At 68.3% G+C, this 19,378-nt stretch carries 19 protein-coding genes, 1 other RNA gene, 2 pseudogenes and 1 riboswitch; of the genes and pseudogenes, 18 read left to right on the top strand and 4 right to left on the bottom strand.

Translation table 11 applies throughout. The features are described from left to right. Positions 1-36: 36 nt before the first annotated feature. The 11 genes from glyA (at position 37) to thiL (ending at position 8,830) form a co-directional block, all read left to right on the top strand. Positions 37-1,290 carry a serine hydroxymethyltransferase gene (gene glyA / locus OY559_RS15975; RefSeq protein WP_277727234.1) on the top strand — a complete coding sequence of 418 codons (1,254 nt, stop codon included), beginning with the start codon at positions 37-39 and terminating at the stop codon, positions 1,288-1,290. Between the two features lie 113 nt (positions 1,291-1,403). Further along, positions 1,404-1,940, top strand: a complete 537-nt coding sequence (nrdR, locus tag OY559_RS15970; RefSeq protein ID WP_142125678.1) for a transcriptional regulator NrdR — start codon at positions 1,404-1,406, stop codon at positions 1,938-1,940. Between the two features lie 3 nt (positions 1,941-1,943). Beyond that, the gene (locus tag OY559_RS15965) at positions 1,944-2,462 is read left to right on the top strand and encodes a GNAT family N-acetyltransferase (protein WP_277727233.1); all 519 of its coding nucleotides are present in this window, start codon (positions 1,944-1,946) and stop codon (positions 2,460-2,462) included. Beyond that, complete coding sequence (gene ribD, locus OY559_RS15960) at positions 2,455-3,552, top strand: bifunctional diaminohydroxyphosphoribosylaminopyrimidine deaminase/5-amino-6-(5-phosphoribosylamino)uracil reductase RibD (protein ID WP_277727232.1); 1,098 nt, start codon at positions 2,455-2,457, stop codon at positions 3,550-3,552. The genes OY559_RS15965 and ribD overlap by 8 nt, the downstream gene beginning before the upstream one ends. Positions 3,553-3,564: 12 nt before the next feature. Continuing rightward, the gene (locus OY559_RS15955; RefSeq protein ID WP_277727231.1) at positions 3,565-4,323 is read left to right on the top strand and encodes a class I SAM-dependent methyltransferase; all 759 of its coding nucleotides are present in this window, start codon (positions 3,565-3,567) and stop codon (positions 4,321-4,323) included. A 139-nt stretch (positions 4,324-4,462) separates the two neighbouring features. After that, a riboswitch (FMN riboswitch) is annotated at positions 4,463-4,660 on the top strand. Between the two features lie 138 nt (positions 4,661-4,798). Then, on the top strand, positions 4,799-5,392 hold the full coding sequence (locus OY559_RS15950) for a riboflavin synthase (RefSeq protein ID WP_277727230.1): 594 nt from the start codon (positions 4,799-4,801) through the stop codon (positions 5,390-5,392). Positions 5,393-5,500: 108 nt separating this feature from the next. Further along, entirely contained in the window at positions 5,501-6,595 is a 1,095-nt protein-coding gene (gene ribB, locus OY559_RS15945; protein ID WP_277727229.1) for a 3,4-dihydroxy-2-butanone-4-phosphate synthase, read from the top strand. A 63-nt stretch (positions 6,596-6,658) separates the two neighbouring features. Next, positions 6,659-7,126, top strand: a complete 468-nt coding sequence (gene ribH, locus OY559_RS15940) for a 6,7-dimethyl-8-ribityllumazine synthase (protein WP_277727228.1) — start codon at positions 6,659-6,661, stop codon at positions 7,124-7,126. 22 nt (positions 7,127-7,148) lie between these two features. Continuing rightward, entirely contained in the window at positions 7,149-7,616 is a 468-nt protein-coding gene (gene nusB / locus OY559_RS15935) for a transcription antitermination factor NusB (protein WP_277727227.1), read from the top strand. Position 7,617: 1 nt separating this feature from the next. Then, on the top strand, positions 7,618-7,869 hold the full coding sequence (locus OY559_RS15930; RefSeq protein WP_277727226.1) for a helix-hairpin-helix domain-containing protein: 252 nt from the start codon (positions 7,618-7,620) through the stop codon (positions 7,867-7,869). A gap of 7 nt (positions 7,870-7,876) precedes the next feature. Further along, positions 7,877-8,830 (top strand): thiamine-phosphate kinase, encoded by a 954-nt coding sequence (gene thiL, locus OY559_RS15925; protein WP_277727225.1) that lies wholly within the window; start codon positions 7,877-7,879, stop codon positions 8,828-8,830. A 139-nt stretch (positions 8,831-8,969) separates the two neighbouring features. On the opposite strand, the gene OY559_RS15920 is transcribed toward thiL, so the two are convergent. From OY559_RS15920 to OY559_RS15910, 3 genes and pseudogenes are all read right to left on the bottom strand, one after another. After that, positions 8,970-10,358: an FAD-binding oxidoreductase gene (locus tag OY559_RS15920; protein WP_277727224.1), complete on the bottom strand. Its 1,389-nt coding sequence runs from the start codon at positions 10,356-10,358 to the stop codon at positions 8,970-8,972. Positions 10,359-10,387: 29 nt separating this feature from the next. Then, complete coding sequence (locus OY559_RS15915) at positions 10,388-10,777, bottom strand: YraN family protein (RefSeq protein WP_277727223.1); 390 nt, start codon at positions 10,775-10,777, stop codon at positions 10,388-10,390. Further along, positions 10,767-12,032 (bottom strand): annotated as a pseudogene (locus OY559_RS15910) (penicillin-binding protein activator); the annotation flags it as partial. The pseudogene OY559_RS15910 and the gene OY559_RS15915, both read right to left, overlap by 11 nt. Positions 12,033-12,247: 215 nt before the next feature. On the opposite strand from OY559_RS15910, the gene rsmI reads away from it, so the two are divergent. The 3 genes from rsmI (at position 12,248) to rnpB (ending at position 14,675) form a co-directional block, all read left to right on the top strand. Further along, positions 12,248-13,081, top strand: coding sequence for a 16S rRNA (cytidine(1402)-2'-O)-methyltransferase (gene rsmI / locus OY559_RS15905; RefSeq protein WP_277727222.1), 834 nt, complete (start codon positions 12,248-12,250; stop codon positions 13,079-13,081). Positions 13,082-13,108: 27 nt separating this feature from the next. After that, the gene (gene chrA / locus OY559_RS15900; protein ID WP_277727221.1) at positions 13,109-14,278 is read left to right on the top strand and encodes a chromate efflux transporter; all 1,170 of its coding nucleotides are present in this window, start codon (positions 13,109-13,111) and stop codon (positions 14,276-14,278) included. Between the two features lie 47 nt (positions 14,279-14,325). After that, positions 14,326-14,675, top strand: an RNA gene (rnpB, locus tag OY559_RS15895) — RNase P RNA component class A. Between the two features lie 205 nt (positions 14,676-14,880). Here rnpB and OY559_RS15890 read toward each other — a convergent pair. Continuing rightward, positions 14,881-15,651 carry an NRDE family protein gene (locus OY559_RS15890; RefSeq protein WP_277727219.1) on the bottom strand — a complete coding sequence of 257 codons (771 nt, stop codon included), beginning with the start codon at positions 15,649-15,651 and terminating at the stop codon, positions 14,881-14,883. Positions 15,652-15,972: 321 nt separating this feature from the next. On the opposite strand from OY559_RS15890, the gene mraZ reads away from it, so the two are divergent. From mraZ to OY559_RS15870, 4 genes and pseudogenes are all read left to right on the top strand, one after another. After that, a complete protein-coding gene (mraZ, locus tag OY559_RS15885; RefSeq protein ID WP_142125694.1) occupies positions 15,973-16,419 on the top strand; it encodes a division/cell wall cluster transcriptional repressor MraZ in 447 nt (148 codons plus the stop codon). Beyond that, positions 16,416-17,384, top strand: coding sequence for a 16S rRNA (cytosine(1402)-N(4))-methyltransferase RsmH (rsmH, locus tag OY559_RS15880; RefSeq protein ID WP_277727217.1), 969 nt, complete (start codon positions 16,416-16,418; stop codon positions 17,382-17,384). The genes mraZ and rsmH overlap by 4 nt, the downstream gene beginning before the upstream one ends. Further along, positions 17,381-17,644, top strand: a complete 264-nt coding sequence (gene ftsL, locus OY559_RS15875; RefSeq protein WP_277727216.1) for a cell division protein FtsL — start codon at positions 17,381-17,383, stop codon at positions 17,642-17,644. Before rsmH ends, ftsL begins: the two co-directional genes overlap by 4 nt. Further along, positions 17,641-19,350 (top strand): annotated as a pseudogene (locus OY559_RS15870) (penicillin-binding transpeptidase domain-containing protein); the annotation flags it as partial. The gene ftsL and the pseudogene OY559_RS15870, both read left to right, overlap by 4 nt. Positions 19,351-19,378: the final 28 nt, after the last annotated feature.

Below are 19,378 nucleotides of genomic sequence, written 5' to 3'. Positions count from 1 at the left end.
AATCGGGCCTCCCGCCCGACCTGCCCCGGAGACCCGATGTTCCCGCGCGACGCCCGCATCGAAACCTACGATCCCGAACTGGCCCAGGCCATCGCCAACGAGGCGCGCCGGCAGGAGGATCACGTCGAGCTGATCGCCAGCGAGAACTACGCCAGCCCCCGCGTGCTGGAGGCCCAGGGCAGCGTGCTGACCAACAAATACGCAGAGGGCTACCCGCACAAGCGCTATTACGGTGGTTGCGAGTACGTGGACATCGCCGAGCAGCTGGCGATCGACCGCGTGAAGCAGCTGTTCGGCGCCGACTACGCCAACGTGCAGCCGCACTCCGGCTCGCAGGCCAACCAGGCCGTGTATTTCGCGCTGCTGAACCCCGGCGACACCATCCTGGGCATGAGCCTGGCCCACGGCGGCCACCTGACCCACGGCGCCAAAGTCAACGCGTCGGGCAAGCTGTTCAACGCCATCCAGTACGGGGTGAACGATCAGGGCCTGATCGATTACGACGAAGTCGAGAAGCTGGCGCTGGAGCACAAGCCGAAGATGGTCGTGGCCGGCTTCTCGGCCTACTCGCAGGTCGTCGACTGGGCACGCTTCCGCGCCATCGCCGACAAGGTCGGCGCCTACCTGTTCGTCGACATGGCGCACGTGGCGGGGCTGGTTGCCGCCGGCGTCTACCCGAACCCGCTGCCGCATGCCCACGTGGTCACCTCGACCACCCACAAGACGCTGCGCGGTCCGCGCGGCGGCATCATCCTCGCGAAGGGTGCCGGCGAAGAGATCGAGAAGAAGCTGCAGAGCATCGTCTTCCCGGGCATCCAGGGTGGTCCGCTGATGCACGTCATCGCGGCCAAGGCCGTGGCTTTCAAGGAAGCGCTGGAGCCGGAGTTCAAAAGCTACCAGGCGCAGGTGGTGAAGAACGCGCAGGCGATGGCGAAGACGATCATCGCGCGCGGCTACAAGATCGTGTCCGGCGGCACCGAGAACCACCTGATGCTGGTCGACATGATCGGCAAGGACGTCAGCGGCAAGGATGCGGAAGAGGCGCTGGGCAAGGCGCACATCACCGTCAACAAGAACTCCGTGCCGAACGACCCGCGCAAGCCCTTCGTGACCTCGGGCCTGCGCATCGGCACGCCGGCGGTGACCACGCGCGGCTACGGCGAGCAGGACTGCATCGACCTGGCCAACTGGATCTGCGACGTGCTGGATGCGCCGGGCGACGAGGCCGTGCTGGCCAAGGTGCGCGACAGCGTCACTGCGCAGTGCCGGAAGTACCCGGTTTACGGCTGAGAGCGAGAAACGAGTGAAGAGGAGTGAGAAACGAGTGAACGCAGCAGCGCATCGAGTAGCGGCAAGCCCCGCTTCTACTCGTTTCTCGTTCCTCTCCACTCGTTCCTGATCCCATGCACTGTCCCTTCTGCCAGCACACCGACACGCGCGTCATCGATTCGCGCGTGTCCGAAGACGGCGCGACTATCCGTCGTCGCCGTGAGTGCGAGGCGTGCGGGGAACGGTTCTCCACGCTGGAGAACATCGAGATCAAGCTGCCGGCGGTCATCAAGGGCGACGGCCGCCGCGACACCTTCGATGCGCGCAAGCTGCGTGCCGGTTTCGACCGTGCGCTGCAGAAACGGCCGGTTTCAGAAGAACAGATCGAGGCGGCGGTGCGTGCGGTGATCCACGCCATCCGCATGAGTGGCGAGCGCGAGATCGCCTCGCGCAAGATCGGCGAGTTCGTCATGAACGAGTTGCGCAAGCTCGACCATGTGGGCTATGTGCGCTTCGCCTCGGTCTATCGCAGTTTCGAGGACGTGGCCGATTTCCGCGAGGAGATCGAGAAGTTGGAACGCGACCTGCCGCCGGGCGCCGGCCAGCTCTCGCTGCTGGGCGGCGACGTCGTTCCGTTCGACAAGCACGCGGACAAGAACAAGAAGCGCTGAGTCGTGCGTATCGAGTGGATCGGACGGCACCCCGGGTGTATCGAACTGCTCGCGCGCTGGCACCACCAGGAGTGGGGCGCGCTCTATGACGACTGGACGCTGGACGCCGCGACCGCCGAACTGCGCGACCACGCCACGCGCACGTCGCTGCCGACCACGCTGTTGCTGATGGAGGGCGATGATCTGCTGGGGTCGGTCAGCCTGCTGATCGAAGATGCGCCCGCGTTGCAGGATCGCGGCAGTCCGTGGTTGGGCAGCCTGTTCGTGCTGCCGGATGCGCGCGGCCAAGGGGGCGGGCGCATCCTCGTCGAGGCGGCGGTGGCGCATGCGGCGCACCAAGGTGTCGCGCTGTTGCGCCTGTTCACGCTGTGGCATGAGGAATTCTACGCATCGCTGGGCTGGCAGGTGGAGGAGCGTACGTCCCTGCACGGGACACCGGTGGTGATCATGTCGATCCGTCCCGCACGGCGCGTGGCGCATACTGGCTCTCCTTCCGATGCCGCGTGGGCGATGCATGACTGATACCGCTTTCTCTGCGTTCGATCACCAGTGCATGGCGCGTGCGTTGCGACTGGCCGAGCGGGGTGCGTACACGACCCGGCCGAACCCGATGGTTGGCAGCGTCATCGTGCAGGGCACTGAAATCGTCGGTGAAGGTTGGCACCAGAAGGCCGGAGGCCCGCACGCGGAGGTGTTCGCGCTGCAGGCGGCGGGCGAGCGCGCGAAGGGCGCGACGGCCTACGTCACGCTGGAGCCGTGCGCGCATACCGGCCGCACCGGTCCCTGTGCGGAGGCGTTGGTCGCTGCTGGCGTGACGCGCGTGGTCGCCGCGATGCGCGACCCCTTCCCGCAAGTCGACGGAGCCGGTTTCGACCGGCTGCACGCGGCCGGCATCGAGGTGCAGGCCGGGTTGATGGAGGCGCAGGCGCGCCGGTTGAACCGGGGTTTCCTGTCGCGCGTGGAGCGTGGCCGGCCGTGGATGCGGGTAAAGCTGGCGACCAGCTTGGATGGCCGCACGGCGATGGCGAACGGCGACTCCAAGTGGATCAGTGGCGAAGCCTCCCGCCGCGACGTGATGCGCTGGCGCGCCCGTGCCGGGGCCATCCTGACGGGCGCCGGCACCGTACTGGCGGATGATCCGTCGCTGACCGTGCGCTTCGGCGACGACACGGCATTCGAGCCCCCGCTGCGGGTGGTGCTCGATCCCGGGCTCGCTACCGTGGCGCGCGGCAATGTGCGGCAGGGCGGGGCGCCTACGCTCTACATCCATGCGGCTGACGCCAAGCCCCCCCGCGATGTCGACGTACCGCGCGTGGTGGCGCCCGCGACCGGCAGCAACTTCGACCTGAAGGCAGTGCTGGAGCTGCTGGCCCAGCGCGGCATCAACGAGGTTCACGCCGAGGCAGGCGCCACGCTGGCGGGCGCTTTCCTCGCCGCAGGCCTGGCAGACGAGGTGCTGCTGTACGTTGCGCCGATGCTGCTGGGCGACCAGGCCCGGCCCCTGTTCGGCGGGCTGGGCATCCAGACGATGGCGGAGCACCTGAAGCTGGAGATTGTGGACAGCCGCATGATTGGCGAAGATCACCGCCTCCTGCTGCAACCCGCCCGCTGACCGCCCGCCAGAATGGCTTTCAAGGATCATTTTTCCGGCGTCGCCGACGTCTATCTCACCTCGCGGCCCACCTACCCGGAGGCGCTGTATGACGTGATCGCCTCGGCCGTGCCGGCCAGCGCGCAGGTATGGGAGCCGGGCGCCGGCAGCGGACAGGCCACGCGCGGCCTCGCGGCGCGCTTCGCCCATGTGCATGCCACTGATCCCAGCGCGGCGCAGATCGAGCGCCATTGGGCGCAGGGCCAGGCCGGCAGCAACGTCAGTCTGGCGGTCGAACCTGCCGAAGACACCCTTTTGCCGGATATCAGCGTGGACCTGGTCGCCGTTGCGCAGGCGCTGCACTGGTTCGACCGCTACCGCTTCTTCGCGACCTGCGAGCGCGTATTGCGGCCGGGCGGCGTGCTCGCGGCATGGACCTACCAGGACATCATTTTCGAGGACGATCTGGCCGAGGTGGCCGAGAAGGTCCGCGACGACATCGACCCGTACTGGCCGCCGGAGCGCGCCGACGTGGACATGGGGTATGGCGACTACGTGTGGCCGTTCGAGATCTTGCCCACGCCGCGCCTGTGGCTGACCGCAGAATGGAACCTGCCCACGTTGCTGGGCTATTTCGGCAGCCTGTCGGCCACCGGCAGCTATCGTGCCGCGACCGGCGAGGACCCGGTCTACGCCCATACCCCGGCGCTGGCCGAGGTCTGGGGCGACCCGCAGCGGGTGCGCACCATGCGCTGGCCGCTGATCCTGCACCTGCGCCGGAAGGCGCTGTAGAACAGATCGTCTTGGCTGCAAGCACAAACAGCGGTGATTCGCTTTTCGGGCGCGCTGCGGCGCGTTCATCCTCTTGCAGCCTGCTGGTCAGCGGGGCGCGGTGTAGAATGCGCGGGCCGGTCCGCCGGCACACCACCAACGACGTCTTCAGGGCGGGGTGAAATTCCCCACCGGCGGTAGGTCGCCCAGCGACGAGCCCGCGAGCGCCTGGGTGACATGCGAGTCCCTCGCAAGAGCCCGCACATCCGTGTGCGGACTTTCCAATGTCGCCGAAGGGTCAGCAGATCCGGTCCGATGCCGGAGCCGACGGTCATAGTCCGGATGAAAGAAGACGGCATCGCCGAACCGCGCGGAAGCGCGGCGTCGTGCGCCTGCCTTCGCGCCCGGAGGCGTCTCCGCTTTGCTGCCGCGAGAGACGTTCCATGCCTTCCACGATTCCCCGTGCTTTCCCCGTCCTCCTGCTGGAGGCCTGCTGATGTTCACCGGCATCATCGAAGGCGTAGGCCGCATCGCCGCGCTGGAATCCGTGGGCGGCGACGTCCGCCTGACCGTGGCCGTCGGCACGTTGCCGTTCGACGCCGTGCAACTCGGCGAGAGCATCGCGGTGAATGGCGTGTGCCTGACTGTCATCGCCTTCGATGCATCGAGCTTCCAGGCCGATGCGTCCACCGAAACCCTGTCGCTGACCACGCTCGGCAGTCTGGGCGAAGGCGCGCTGGTCAACCTGGAGCGCGCGATGCGCCCGACCGACCGCCTGGGTGGTCACCTGGTCAGCGGTCATGTCGACGGCGTCGGCCGCGTGCTGTCGATCCATGAAGATGCGCGCGCGCAGCGCTGGCGTTTCCGCGCGCCGGCGCCCCTGCTGAAGTACATCGCGAAGAAGGGCTCGATCTGCGTGGACGGGGTGAGCCTGACCGTCAACGAGGTGGACGGCGAGGGCTTCGAGGTCGCGCTGATCCCGCACACCGTCTCTCACACCGCCTTCTCGCAGACCGCCGTCGGCGATGCGGTGAACCTGGAAATCGATCTGGTGGCGCGCTACGTGGAGCGTTTGCTGGGCGCGCGCTGAGTGGCATCCAGGCCCCGTGCGTCATGCCTCACCGTCATCCCGGCGAAGGTCGGGATCCGTCTTGATCCTGATTCTCCGTATCTCTTCCGCTATCCGAGTATCGAACCGATGTCTTTTTCCCCCATTCCCGAACTGCTGGAAGAAATCCGCAACGGCCGCATGGTCGTCATCGTCGATGACGAGGACCGCGAGAACGAAGGCGACCTGATCATGGCCGCCGAGCTGGTGAAACCGACCGACATCAACTTCATGGTCACGCATGCGCGCGGCCTGGTCTGCCTGTCGCTGACGCGCGAGCGTTGCGCGCAACTCGGCCTGGCGCCGATGGTCCAGCACAACACCGCGCAGTTCCACACCAACTTCACCGTCAGCATCGAGGCGGCCGAGGGCGTCACCACCGGCATTTCCGCGTATGACCGCGCGCATACCGTGCGTACCGCCGTGCGGCCGGATGCGAAGCCGAGCGACCTCAGCCAGCCCGGCCACATCTTCCCGCTGATCGCCCAGCCCGGTGGCGTGCTGACGCGTGCCGGCCACACCGAGGCCGCCAATGACCTGCCGATGCTCGCCGGGCTGGAGCCGGCCGGCGTGCTGGTGGAAGTGCTGAATCCCGACGGCAGCATGGCGCGTCGCCCGCAACTGGAAGTGTTCGCGCGCGAGCATGGCCTGAAGATGGGCTCCATCGCCGACCTGATCGCCTACCGGCTGGCCACCGAACACACGGTGGAGCGCATCGACGAGCGCGACATCGAGACCGAGTTCGGCCCGTTCCGGCTGGTCACCTACCGCGACCGTATCGCGCACGACCTGCACTTCGCGCTGGTCCGTGGAACGCCGGACAAGACGACGCCCACGCTGGTGCGCGTGCAGGTGGAGAACCCGCTGAGCGACCTGCTGCACTGGCGGCGCGACGACTTCGGTGTGCACGCCACCGACGCACTGCGCGCGATCGCGGCCGAAGGGCAGGGCGTGATGGTCGTACTGGCCGAACCGCGCAGCGCCGAGGCTCTGCTGGCGCGCCTGCGCAAGCAACCCGATGTGCAGGCCAACGCCAAGGACGTGGGCCAGTGGCGCCGCAACGGCGCCGGCGCGCAGATCCTGGCCGACCTCGGCCTGGGCCGGTTGCGCGTGCTGGGCACGCCACGCAGGCAGGTCGGCCTGGCCGGTTTCGGCCTGGACGTGGTCGAGTACGTCCAACCCTGACCCGCCGGAACGGACCCGCCGCCGCCCCGGCTGGTAGACTTGCCCACCCCCAAGGAACCCGCCATGTCCCACTATGAAGGCGATCTGCGCGCGCCCGAAGGCGCCCGCTTCGCGATCATCGCCAGCCGCTGGAACCCGCGCATCACCGATGTGCTGGTGGCCGGTGCGCGCCAGAGCTTGGCCGGCAACGGCGTGGGCGAGGACATGATCGACGTTGTGCGGGTGCCGGGCGCGTGGGAAATCCCGCTGGCCGCCTCGCGGCTGGCCGCCACCGGGAACCATGCCGCGATCATCGCGCTGGGTTGCGTGATCCGTGGCGACACCCGCCACTACGAGCACGTCGCCGACCGCTGCGCCGAAGGCCTGATGCGCGTGCAGTTGGACACCGGCGTGCCGGTGATGAACGGCGTGCTGGCGGTGGAACGCATCGAGGATGCCGAGGCCCGCGCCGGCGGCAGCCATGGCAACAAGGGCGAAGAAGCCGCGCTGGCCGCCATCGAGATGGCACAGTTGCTGGAACAGTTGCCGTAACCCAAGAACCGCAGGAGCCGACGTGAGCCGACAACATCATCCCCAGCGCAAGGACGGCGTCGATCCGGTCACGCGCGCGCGCGCGCGCCGTCGTGCGCTGCAGGCCGTGTACGCGTGGCAGATGTCGGGCGGCGAAGTGGGCCAGGTGATCGCGCAGTTCGCGCACGAGCAGGCGCACGAGATCGCCGACCTGGAGTATTTCGAAGACCTGGTGCGTGGCGTGGTGCGGCATCGCGCGTCGCTGGACGAGGCACTGCTGCCGTTCCTCGACCGCACGGTGGAAGAAGTCGATCCCATCGAGCGCGCGGTGCTGCGCATCGCAGCCTACGAACTGATCCACCGCCTCGACGTGCCGTACCGCGTGGTGCTGAACGAGGCCATCGAGACCGCCAAGCGCTTCGGTTCCGAACACGGGCACACGTACATCAACGGTGTGCTCGATCACGCCGCCGTCGAATGGCGACCCGCCGAGGCGCAGGCGCGACGCTGACGTGTCGGGTAGCGACGCACGGTTTCCCCCGGAAGAGCGCGATGCCTTGCTCGCGCTGAAGGGTGTCGGTCCCACCGTCGTGCAACGGCTGGAGCAGATGGGCATCGCTTCGTTGCGGCAACTGGCCGCCGCCGAACCGTCGGAGATCGTCGCCAATGCGGCCGGGCTGACGGGTTCCAGCTGCTGGAAGAACAGCCCGCAGGCACGCGCGGCGATCCAGTCCGCCGTCGACTTCGCGCGATCGCGCGCCTGATGCCGCCATGAGTGTCGGCGAGTTCGACCTGATCGCCCGCATCCGTGCCCGCGCGGGGACGCGCGCCGACATCGTGCTCGGCATCGGCGACGACGCTGCGCTGTTGGCGCCGACGCCGGGCCTGCAGCTCGTCGTCACCGCCGACACCTTGAATGCCGGCATCCATTTTCCCGACGGCAGCGCAGCGGCCGACATCGGCTGGAAGGCGCTGGCGGTGAACCTGTCCGATCTCGCCGCAATGGGCGCCGAACCCGCCTGGTGCACGCTGTCGCTGTCGTTGCCGCAATCGGATGCGGCGTGGATCGACGGCTTTCTCGATGGCTTCCTGGATCTTGCAGGGCGCCACGGCATCGCGCTGGTGGGGGGCGACACCACGCGGGGGCCGCTGTCGATCTCGGTGACGGCGATGGGCATGGTCGAGCCCGGCGGCGCCTTGCGCCGCGACGGCGCGCGCATTGGCGATGACGTCTGGGTCACCGGCACGCTCGGCGATGCGGCGGGCGGCCTGGCGTTGCTCGACCGCGGACCGGTTCATGCGCTGCGTGCGCGACTGGATCGTCCCACGCCACGCGTGGAGGCGGGTCGCGCGCTGCGGGGCATCGCCACCGCCTGCGTCGATGTCTCCGACGGACTGCTGGCCGATCTCGGCCATGTCTCGTCGCGGAGCGGTGTGGGCGTGCAGGTCGACATCGACGCGTTGCCGGCGTCGGATGCATTGATGGCGACGTTCGATGAAGCCACGCGCGTGCCGTTGCAGGCCAGCGGTGGCGACGACTACGAACTTTGCTTCACCGCGCCTGACGATGCGCGCGCACGCATCGATGCCGTGTTCTCGAAGCTCGATCTGCGGATCACGCGGATAGGACGCATCATGGCGGGCGAGGGGGTGCAGCCGATGCGTTCCGATGGCACGCCGTGGTCTTCACAGCGCCGCGGTTACGACCACTTTGCGAAGTCCTGAGGCTGTTGCAGGAGCGACGTGAGTCGCGACCGCACGTCGTCGGCGTTCGTGGCCCGGCATCAAACGCAAGAGGGAACGGCAGACGTCTGTCGGTGGCTTTCCCGGCGCGCATGGCGCGCGGTCGCGACTCACGTCGCTCCTACATGGGCTTCCGCGGTGGCAGGACCTTGCCGGGGTTCAGGATGTCGTCGGGATCGAGCGCGGCTTTGATCGCGCGCATCGCGTCGAGCGTCGCCACGTTGAACGCGTCCGCCATGAAATCCCGCTTGCTCAGGCCGATGCCGTGTTCGCCGGACAGCGTGCCGCCCAGCGCCAGCACGTGCGCGAAGACCTTCGGCAAGGCCGCATGTGCGCGTGCCGTCTCGGCGGCGTCCCCGTCGTCGTACATGATGTTGACGTGCAGGTTGCCGTTGCCGGCATGGCCGAACACGACGATCGGCAGCGAGGCTTCGACCGACAGTGCTTCCATGGCCGCCACCAGATCCGGAATGCGCGACACCGGCACCACCACGTCCTCGTTGATCTTGCCCGGTTTGATCGTGCGCAGCGCCGGCGACAGGGCGCGTCGCGCGGCCCAGAGCCGGTCGCGCGCGGTACCGTCCTGCGCGACGTCCAGCGTGAGCATGCCATCGCCTTCGGCGGCGTCGGCCAATGCCTGCAGCGAATACGGCAGCGTGTCCTCATCGCCGTCGGCGTCGACCAGCAGCATCGCACCCGCCTCGGGTACATCGCTGCCGTTGCGCCGGATCAGCGCGAGGGCGCTGCGGTCCATGAATTCCAGCATGGCCGGCGTCGCCGGGCGGGCCATGATGCGCGACACTGCCGCCGCGGCTGTGATGGCATCGCGGTAGAGCACGCGCAGTCCGGCCTGCGCACGCGGTCGCGGCGCCAGCTTCAGGGTTGCTTCCACGATCAGCGCCAGGGTGCCCTCGCTGCCGACGAGCAGGTGGGTGAGGTCGTAACCCGTCGCATCCTTGGTGTAGGCACCGCCGCAGCGGATCAGTTCACCCGCACCGGTCACGGCGACCAGGCCGAGCACGTTGTCGCGTGCGGTGCCGTACTTCACCGCGCGCGGTCCGCCCGCATTCGTGGCGAGATTGCCGCCCACGCTGCAGAGGTCGGCGCTGGAGGGGTCGGGTGGCCAGAACAGGCCATGCGGTGCGAGCACCTGCTGCAGGTCGCCATTGAGCACGCCTGGCTGCACCACCACGCAGCGGTCGGCGGCGCGCACCTCGACGATACGATCCATGCGTTCGAACGAAACCACCACGCCCCCCTGCGTGGGTACGGCCGCACCGGTGGTCCCCGTGCCGGCACCGCGCGCGACGATGGCGATGCGGTGAGCGCGGCATGCGCGCACCACGGCTACCACGTCTTCGCAAGTGCGCGGCAAGGCGACGGCCCATGGCATGGCCCATTGGCGCGAATCGTCGCCGCCATAAGGGCGGCAGGCGTCGCCGGTGAGCCAACCGTCCCCCAGGCGGGCGGACAGGGCTTCGTGCAGGTCGATGGGCAGGGCTGGATTCACGCCGTCATTGTAGGCGCGGCCTGTACGGCTCAGATTTCGTCGGCGCGGAACGCGTCGCGGATCCAGGTGAGCCGGGGCGCGGCGGGATCGCCCTGCGCGTCGATCACGTCGAACCTGCAGGGGGCGTCTGCGAGGGCGGGGTGCTCCTGCAGAAAGCGCAGGGCCGCATGCACCAGGCGGCGGCGCTTGCCGGCATCGACCGATGCCGCGCCTCCACCGAAGAGCTGCGATTGGCGGTAGCGCACTTCCACGAACACCACGGTCGGTGTGCCGGGGCGCGTGGCATCCCGCATCACCAGATCCAGTTCACCGACGCGGTAAAGGGCGTTGGCAGCCAGATCGGTCAGGCCGGCGCGACGCAGCAACTCGCGCGCCGCCGCTTCGACGGCTTGCCCGCGTTTCCTGCGGTCAACCGCCATCCGCCACGGGCACGGCCTGGCCGCCACTGAACACCGACCACGAAGGTGTACGCACCACGTTGCCGAAGCCGTCCAGTTGCAGGCGCCCGGTGGCACCGCGGATCTCGGTGTTCACCCCCAGCGCCAACTTCTCCAGATAGGCCGTCAGCAGCCAGGCGTCATAGCCGAACGCGAACAGGCGTGCGGCGGGACCACGTGCGGTCGGCACGCGTTCACCGGTCACGCTGGCCGCGGGCAGCGCCGGCACGCCGCGCGAGGTCCAGGTTTCGGTCGGGAAGGCGATGCCGTCCAGCGCCATGTCTTCCACCGGCTTGCCGGTGCCCGACGTCAGCTGCGAGGTGCCTACGCGCGTCTTGCCACCCAGGCCGGCCAGCGCCAGTTGCGGGGTCAGGACGCGCGCCGTGCTGCCGCGTACCGCAAGGAAAACCGAATCGACGCCCTCCTGCGAAGCGGTCGCAAGGAGGGTCGACAGGTCGCCGGGGGTTTCCGCCACGCTGATCACCCGCGTGACCTTGCCGCCGCGTTCGCTGAAGCGCTCGCGGAACGCCTGGGATGCACGGCGTCCATTGTCGTCGCTGCCTTCGATGATCAGCGTCATGCGGCGCTCACGCGCCAGCAGATACTCCGCTGCGGCCAGGCCATCGTCTTCCGGCGCCAGCGAGAAGCCCGCCTTGCCGTCGGGCGGTGCCACCGTGCCGCGATTCAGCACCAGCATCGGGACAGCGAGCTGCGGTTGCTGGAAGAGCGCACTGACTTCGTCCCGGCCGAGCGGACCGATCACGAAATCCGCACCTTCGGCCGCCGCGCGCGCATAGGCGGCGGTTGCACCGGCCGCTGTACCGGTGGTGTCGTAGAACTGCACGTCGGGGCGGCGGCGGTGTTCGCCGTAGTAACCCGCCAGCAGGCCGTCGCGGACCGGCGCCGCGGCGGTGGCGAGGTTGCCGGAAAGCGGGAGCAGGACGGCCACTTTCATGGGAGGCCGGTAGCCGTCGGCTTCCGCAGGCGGGCGGTTGCCTGCGTCGAAATGCCATTGCGTGCCGCGGTCGAACGGGCGCGGCAGCGGCAGGCCACGGCGCTGCAACGCGCGACCGGCGAAGTTGTACAGCGGATCCCCGGCCGGCAAAGCCGCGGCGTCGCGCGCGAGCGTGGCGTCGTCCAGCGTAGCGAGCAGGCGGTCGATCTCGCGCGCATTGTCGCTGCGCGCCTGCCCGCTCAGGATGGCGTCCTGCCGGGCCAGTGTCGCGGCGTTGCCGAAGGCCGGGGCGAAGCGCACTGCGGCGGGCGTGGGTCCGGCGCCGGGCGTGGTGGCACAACTGGCCAGCAACACGGTCAGCAGCAGCGCGAGCAGGGCCCTTGCGGGGCGGATGCGTACGGAAAGCATGCTTGCAACAGGCGGGTTCATGGGCGGCATCGGCGTTCGGGCAGGGGAACCGGCTACGATTCTACCCTCAGCCATCGAACCCCACTGGAATGCCTGCCGGAACCTTGTTCATCGTCGCCACGCCGATCGGCAATCTCGGCGACCTCACGCCACGCGCGCTGGAGACGCTTCGCAGCGTTGCGGCGATCTGCGCGGAAGACACCCGGCGCAGTGGCCAGTTGCTGTCGCATTTCGGCGTTTCCACCCCGCTGGTCGCACTGCACGAACACAACGAGGACGCACTGTCGCAGCGCGTGGTCGAGCGCTTGCTGGCCGGCGACTCGCTGGCGCTGGTCAGCGATGCCGGTACGCCACTCGTCAGCGATCCGGGTTTCCGCCTGGTGCGCGCGGCGCGTGCGGCGGGCATCAAGGTCAGTCCGTTGCCGGGCGCGTGCGCGGCCATCGCGGCGCTGAGCGTGGCCGGGCTGCCCAGCGACCGCTTCACGTTTGAAGGTTTCCTGCCTGCCAAGGCGTCCGCGCGGCGGGAGCAACTGCAGCGTCTGGCGGGCGAGGCGCGCACGCTGGTGTTCTATGAGTCCTCGCACCGCATCGCCGAATCGCTCGCGGACATGGGCATGGCCTTTGGTGCCGACCGCCCCGCCGTGATCGCGCGTGAGCTGACCAAACTGTTCGAGACCGTACTGGATGGCACGCTCGCCGAGCTGCAGGCGCGGGTCGATGCCGATGACAACCAGCGCAAGGGTGAGTTCGTGGTGATGGTCCAAGGCGCCGCGAACGATGAAAGTGCGCAGCTCGTGGAAGGGCGCCGCGTCTATGCCCTGCTCAACGCGCACCTGCCGCCGTCCGCCGCGGCCAAGCTCGCCGCGGAGATCACTGGCGCCCCTCGCAAGGCGCTGTACGGGATGAAGGCCGGCGCAGAATGACGGCGTGCGGCCGACGCGGCTGACGTGATGGAGGCCTGGCGCGTCTTTCTGGTCTTCCTGCGCCTGGGCCTGACCTCGTTCGGGGGGCCCATCGCGCACTTGGGATATTTCCGGGAAGCCTTCGTCGTGCGCCGCCGGTGGCTGGGCGAGGCCGAGTACGCCGATATCGTCGCCCTGTGCCAGGTGCTGCCCGGACCTGCCAGCAGCCAGGTGGGAATGGTGGTGGGATTGGGCCGTGCCGGCCTGCCTGGCGCGCTGGCTGCCTGGTGTGGCTTCACGCTTCCCTCCGCGCTGCTGATGGTGGCGCTGGGCGCCAGCCTGTCGCAGTGGCGCGACGTGGTGCCGGAGGGCCTCATCCACGGTTTCAAGTTGCTGGCGGTCGTCGTTGTCGCGCAGGCGGTGTGGGGCATGGCGCGCGCGTTTTGCCAGCGCACCGCCACGCGGCTGCTGATGCTGGCGTGCGCGGCGGCACTGGTCGCCTGGCCGATGGCAGGCATGCAGGTGGCGGTGATCGTCGTCGGTGCGCTGGTGGGGCTGGGGCTTCAGGTTGGCGAAACCACTCCGTCGTCGGTGTGCATGCAGGGCGTGCCGTCGCGACGGGTGGGCGTGCTGGCGCTGGTGGCGTTCGCCGGGTTGCTGGCGGCGTCGTGGTGGGGGGCGGACTCGCTGGCGGGCGTGTCCGGTGTGTTCTATCGCGCGGGTGCACTGGTGTTCGGCGGTGGCCACGTGGTGATGCCCCTGCTGCAATCGGGTGTGGTGGTGCCGGGCTGGCTGTCGCAGGACGCCTTCCTCGCCGGCTACGGTGCCGTGCAGGCGGTGCCGGGACCCATGTTCACCTTCGCCGGCTATCTCGGGGCCGCGATGGATGCCGGTCCCGGAGGATGGGCGGGTGGGGCGCTGGCCCTGATCGCGGTCTTCCTGCCGGCGTTGCTGTTGGTGCTCGGTGTGTTGCCGTTCTGGCAGCGGATCGTCGGCTTGCCCGGGATGCGGCGTGCGCTGGCAGGCGTCAATGCCGCCGTGGTCGGCCTGCTGCTCGCGGCGTTGTGCGGTCCGCTGTGGTCCGGCGCGGTGTCGGGTGTCGCCGATGTCGTGGCCGTCGTTGCGGGCTTCGCTGCGCTGGTGTGGGGTCGCCTGCCGGTGGGCTGGATGGTCGTGGCGATGCCGCTTGCCGGGATGGCGTTGCATGCATTGCGATGATCGCGACGGCCGGGCAGGCGGGTGGTCTGTGCGACAATGCGCGTGGCGGAGCCGGCCAGACAGTCGCGTCATTGGAAACAATGCCGAGGAAAGTCCGGGCTCCACAGGGCACGGTGCCAGGTAACGCCTGGGCGGCGCGAGCCGACGGAAAGTGCAACAGAAAGATACCGCCTAAGACTGTTTCGACAGGACGGCAAGGGTGAAATGGTGCGGTAAGAGCGCACCGCGAGTCCGGCAACGGACCGGCACGGCAAACCCCACCGGGAGCAAGACCAAATAGGGACCTCATGGCGCGGCCCGCGTCGGGTCCGGGTAGGTTGCTTGAGCGTAACGGTGACGTTGCGCCTAGAGGAATGACTGTCCACGACAGAACCCGGCTTATCGGCCGGCTCCGCCGCTGACTTTCCTGCGCAAGCGCAGGAAAGCCCCCAAAGTTTGCGGACGCAAACTTTGGGCCCCGAGCCTTGCTGCCACACCCCCATCCGCACCTGCGGTGCGGATCGCCCCCTGACTCAGGGGGCTGGTAAGCGGGTATTCGCTGATTTTTCCTTGCAGGAGCGACGTCAGTCGCGACCGCACGACTTCAGGCGTGGACGGGTTGACTACCCGCCCGTTCCTATCCGCAACGTCGTTTCACCCTCGAACACCCCCTCCGGACCGAACCGGCGCTCGCTGATCCAGCCATGTCCGGCGTGGTCGATGGCGATCAGGGTGCTGGCGCGGGTGCCGTAGCGGGTGTCGCGGATGAAGGCGGAGGACAGCATGCGTTCCAGGTCCAGGCCCACTCCGGTGTCGGGCAGGCGTGTATCCGGGGCGCGGGTTTCGTCCGACAGGGCCTGCCACAAGGGCGTCACGTCATCTTCCCCGGAGGCCACCCAAGCGGCCAGGCGCTCCTTCAGTGTCATCGTCTTGGGCCAGGGTTCGTCCAGATCCCCATTGGAGACGGCGTGCAGGCCGGGTGCCAGCGGGATCCGGCGCGGCGTCGGGTAGTTGCTGAGGTATTCGCATGCGACCGCATCGGCCAGCAGCAGATTGAACGGGGCGAATCCTTCCGCCGCCGCCAACAGGCCTGCCGTGCGGTGGTCGGCGCTGTCGGGCGAGCCCAGGAATCCCGCCGCGAGTTGGCCCCGGGAGGGCGCCCCCGGCACCTGGATGGCCGGGTCGCGGACGTTGGTCACCACCGCCATCCGGCCCTGCTGGTCCACGCCGGCCCAGGTGCCGCCCGACTGCAGGTCGCGGCCTGCCATGACACCGGGCGCCTCGGCCCAGATCGCCAGCGCGGCGGTCGGGCGCGCGTGGAACTCGTCACGGTTGCCCGCCAGCAGCAGTCGCCAGCGGGGATGGACGTTCCATGCGAGCGCGACAAGACACATGGGGGGATTCTGGACCGGCGGTTTGCGCAGTTCCACTCCGCTCCGCATGTCGCGGCCGGCCCGCATGTGAAACGGCGATCACCTCACTGAATCCTTCCTCAATCTCAAAATTTGAGACGAAACAGCAACTTGTGGATAAGGCTTGAACAAGTCTCTGAAGTTTGCTGCAAGCCATTGATCCGCCAAGCGATTTCCCGTCCGCTTCCCTGTTGACAACCTTGTGCGCAGTGCTAAGGTGGGTAGCAGAGGGAAAACCGGGTTTTTAGTGGTTTTCCGTGGTTCAATTGATCGCTCTTTTAGCGAACCGGGAAGGCAGGGGCTGTGTTTCAGGGTGAGACCGCCATCACAGTGGACGACAAGGGACGGCTCGCGGTGCCCACCGCGTACCGCGACCTCGTCGCGCGCGAGTGCGGCAACCGTCTGGTCATCACCTACAACCCCTTTGAAGCCGGCAGCCTCTACCTCTACCCGGAACAGGTCTGGCAGCGCGTACGCGACGACGTCAACAAGCTGCCCAGCACCCAGCGCGCGCACCGCAATCTGCAACTGAAGCTGGTCGGTGCCGCCTCGCCCGTGGAGCTGGATGGCAATGGGCGCATCAGCATCCCGGCCAGCCATCGCAGTGCGGTAGGCATCGAGAAGAAGGCCGTGCTGCTCGGCATGGGCGAGAAGTTCGAACTCTGGAGCGAACAGGCGCATCACGCGCAGATCCGTCAGACCCTCACTGACGACGATCTGAGCGCACACATGCTCGAGCTGCGCTTGTGAGCAAGGGTGACGGCAAGCGGCAGTCCGCGCCGGCCGGTCACCTCCCAGCGCTGCACTTGCCGGTGTTGTACACGCAGGTCATGGAAGGGCTGCAGGTGAAAGAGGACGGAACATACCTGGACGGCACCTTGGGGCGCGGAGGCCACGCGCGCGGCGTGCTGCAACAACTCGGCCCGGGAGGCCGGCTGCTGTTGATGGACAAGGATCCCGACGCGATCGCGCATGCCGAACAGATGTTCGCGGGCGACGCGCGCGTGGCGATCCGGCGCGGCAGCTTCGCGTCGATGGCGCAGTGGGCTGAAACCGCCGCGGGCCTGGACGGCGTGCTGCTCGACCTGGGCGTATCGTCGCCCCAGCTCGATGTCGCCGAACGCGGCTTCAGCTTCGGCAAGGATGGTCCGCTGGACATGCGCATGGATCCCGACGCGGGCGAGAGCGCCGCCGACTGGATCGCCCGCGCCGACGAACGCGAGATCGCCGACATCCTGTGGACCTACGGCGAAGAGAAGCAGAGCCGCCGCATCGCGCGTGCCCTGGTGGCGCGCCGCGCCACCCAGCCGTTCCTGCGTACCGCCGACCTGGCGGCCGCGATCGCGGCCGTGATGCCGCGCGGCGACAAGATCCATCCGGCCACGCGTAGCTTCCAGGCCATCCGCATCCACATCAATCGCGAACTGGCCGACCTCGAGGCCGGGCTGGACGCCGCGCTGGCGCGGCTCAAGGTGGGTGGCCGGTTGGCGGTGATCAGCTTCCATTCGCTGGAAGACCGCATCGTCAAGCAGTTCATCAGCCGGCATGCGAAGGCGCCGCCAGCCAATCGACGCCTGCCCATGGCGGATACCTTCGTGCCCACGCTGCGTGCGATCGGCGGCGGGCAGAAGGGCGAACCCGACGAGGTCTCCTCCAACCCGCGCGCACGCAGCGCGGTGTTGCGCGTGGCGGAGAAGCTGGAGGTCGCGGCATGACGCGCTTCCTGATGATCGTGCTGGCGCTGGCCAGCATCGCCTCGGCGATCGGCGTGGTGTACGCGCGCCACCGCCATCGCGTGCTGTTCGATGAAGTGACGCGGCTGGAGCGCGCCCGCGACGAACTGAACGTCGAGTTCGGGCGCCTGCAGCTGGAGCAGGCCACCGTCGCCGAGGCCACGCGGATCGACCAGGTGGCGCGTGTCCGCCTGGGCATGAAGTTCCCGGAGACGGCCGACGTGGTGGTGATCAGGCCATGAACGCCGCACCCACGAAAAACCGCAACCGCGCCCGGTTCAACCTGCGCGGACGCCTTGCGCTGGTACTGGGCGCGATGGGCCTGTGCTCGATCAGCCTGGTCGGTCGCGCGGCCTATGTGCAGTTGATCAACCACGACTTCTATCAGCGCCAGGGCGACGCGCGTTTCCTGCGCGAGATTCCCATCCCCACCTCGCGTGGCATGATCACCGACCGCAATGGCGAGCCGGTCGCGGTGTCGTCCCCGGTGGAATCGGTATGGGGCAATCCGCAGGAGCTGTTGAAGGCCCCGGATCGTCTGCCCGAACTGGCGAAGGCACTGGGCGTGCCGGTCGAGCACCTGACCCATCGCCTGTCGCAGCGCGCCGACAAGGAGTTCCTGTACCTCAAGCGCCGGATCAATCCGGACGAGGCGCAGCGGATACTCGCGCACAAGATTCCCGGCGTGTTCTCGCAGCGCGAGTTCCGCCGCTTCTACCCGCAGGGGCCGGCGATGGCCCATGTGCTGGGGTTCACCAACGTCGACGATCGTGGCCAGGAAGGGCTTGAGCTGGCGTTCGACGAATGGCTGAGTGGTACGCCGGGCGCGCAGAAAGTGATCCGCGACAACCGCGGCCGCATCGTCGAGAACGTCGACCTGATCCGCTCCGCGCAGCCGGGCAAGGACCTGACCCTCAGCATCGATCGCCGCATCCAGTATCTCGCGCATCGCGAGCTGCGCAACGCGTTGCTGGAACACCAGGCCAGCAGCGGTTCGATCGTGATCATGGACGTGGCCACGGGCGAAGTGCTCGCCATGGTCAACCTGCCGACCTACAACCCGAATGCGATCGACCGCGTGAAGCCGGACGCGCGCCGCAACCGCGCGCTGACCGACATGATCGAACCGGGTTCGACGATGAAGCCCCTGACCGTGCTGACCGCACTGAAGGCCGGCGTGGTCACGCCGTCGACGTTGATCAACACCAATCCGGGCTACATGGCGCTGAACAGCCGCTACACCATCAAGGACGTTCCGCGGAACAATGGCGTGCTGACCGTCACCGGCGTCATCACCAAGAGCTCGAACATCGGCTCTATCAAGATCGCAGAGAAGCTGTCTAACGCCTATTTCTACGAGAGCATCCAGAGCTTCGGCTACGGCCAGAAGCCCGGCAGCGGCTTCCCGGGCGAGTCCGCCGGCATGCTGGCGCCGCCGGATCGCTGGAACGGCCTGCAGAAGGCCACGATGTCGTACGGCTATGGCCTCGCAGTGACGCCGTTGCAGATCGCGCGCGCCTACTCGGCGCTGGGCAATGGCGGCAGGTTGGTGACGCCGACCTTCGTCAAGGGCCAGCGGGGCGAAGCGCCGCAGGTGCTGGATCCGGCGATCGCGCGGGAAGTCGTCGGCATGATGGAAACGGTGGTGACGCAAGGCGGCGCCAAGCGGGCCGGCGTACTGGGCTACCGCGTCGCGGGAAAGACCGGCACTGCCCGCATCGCCTCGGGCGGCGGTTACGCGAAAGGCCGGTACGCGTCATTCTTCGCCGGCCTGGTGCCGGCCAGCAATCCGCGTTTCGCTGCCGTCGTGGTGATCAACGACTCGCAGGAGGGCGGCTACTACGGTGGCCTGGTGGCGGCCCCCGTGTTCCATGACGTGATGGACGGCGCGCTGCGCCTGATGGACGTGCCGCCTGACGACATCGAAGCGTGGCTCGCTGCGCAGGCCAGGAATACGTCCAACCCGAATGGCGGCG

The sequence above is a fragment of the Pseudoxanthomonas sp. SE1 genome, from assembly GCF_029542205.1.
Taxonomy (GTDB): domain Bacteria; phylum Pseudomonadota; class Gammaproteobacteria; order Xanthomonadales; family Xanthomonadaceae; genus Pseudoxanthomonas_A.
The sequence above is the reverse complement of the archived record's forward strand: the minus strand, read 5'-3'. Positions and strand labels throughout refer to the sequence as shown.

Bases quoted from the DNA above. Each gene is read 5' to 3' on its own strand.
- OY559_RS15950 (WP_277727230.1), top strand. From the start codon at position 4,799: ATGTTCACCGGCATCATCGAAGGCGTAGGCCGCATCGCCGCGCTGGAA.
- ribH (WP_277727228.1), top strand. From the start codon at position 6,659: ATGTCCCACTATGAAGGCGATCTGCGCGCGCCCGAAGGCGCCCGCTTC.
- rsmI (WP_277727222.1), top strand. From the start codon at position 12,248: ATGCCTGCCGGAACCTTGTTCATCGTCGCCACGCCGATCGGCAATCTC.
- OY559_RS15955 (WP_277727231.1), top strand. From the start codon at position 3,565: ATGGCTTTCAAGGATCATTTTTCCGGCGTCGCCGACGTCTATCTCACC.
- ribD (WP_277727232.1), top strand. From the start codon at position 2,455: ATGACTGATACCGCTTTCTCTGCGTTCGATCACCAGTGCATGGCGCGT.
- OY559_RS15915 (WP_277727223.1), bottom strand. From the start codon at position 10,777: ATGGCGGTTGACCGCAGGAAACGCGGGCAAGCCGTCGAAGCGGCGGCG.
- chrA (WP_277727221.1), top strand. From the start codon at position 13,109: ATGGAGGCCTGGCGCGTCTTTCTGGTCTTCCTGCGCCTGGGCCTGACC.
- thiL (WP_277727225.1), top strand. From the start codon at position 7,877: ATGAGTGTCGGCGAGTTCGACCTGATCGCCCGCATCCGTGCCCGCGCG.
- nrdR (WP_142125678.1), top strand. From the start codon at position 1,404: ATGCACTGTCCCTTCTGCCAGCACACCGACACGCGCGTCATCGATTCG.
- OY559_RS15890 (WP_277727219.1), bottom strand. From the start codon at position 15,651: ATGTGTCTTGTCGCGCTCGCATGGAACGTCCATCCCCGCTGGCGACTG.
- ribB (WP_277727229.1), top strand. From the start codon at position 5,501: ATGTCTTTTTCCCCCATTCCCGAACTGCTGGAAGAAATCCGCAACGGC.
- glyA (WP_277727234.1), top strand. From the start codon at position 37: ATGTTCCCGCGCGACGCCCGCATCGAAACCTACGATCCCGAACTGGCC.
- ftsL (WP_277727216.1), top strand. From the start codon at position 17,381: ATGACGCGCTTCCTGATGATCGTGCTGGCGCTGGCCAGCATCGCCTCG.